Consider the following 412-nt stretch of genomic DNA (forward strand, 5'->3'; position numbering starts at 1 on the left):
ACGGCGGGGTTGGTGGAGGCCAGGATGGGGGAGTGTCCGTCGGCGTGTTGGAGTCCTTCGCCGGTGAGGGTGGTCCGTCCTGCGGTGGCGCCGATGATGAAGCCGCGGGTCATTTGGTCCGCGGCGGCCCAGAAGGCGTCGCCGGTGCGTTGGAAGCCGAACATGGAGTAGAACACGTAGATCGGCACGAGGGGTTCGCCGTGGGTGGCGTAGGCGGTGCCGGCGGCGGTGAAGGCCGCGACGGCGCCGGCTTCGTTGATGCCGGGGTGGATGAGCTGGCCCATGGGGGATTCCTTGTAGGCCAGGACGAGGTCCCGGTCCACGGAGAGGTAGTTCTGGCCCTTGGGGTTGTAGATCTTCGCGGTGGGGAAGAACGCGTCCATGCCGAAGGTGCGCGATTCGTCCGGCACGA

General features: G+C 67.5%; 1 pseudogene. It reads right to left on the reverse strand.

From position 1 onward, the window contains the following. Window positions 1-412 (reverse strand): annotated as a pseudogene (locus AC1DJW_RS26615) (pyruvate dehydrogenase (acetyl-transferring), homodimeric type); the annotation flags it as partial.

The organism is Arthrobacter sp. 05L417, from assembly GCF_056397865.1.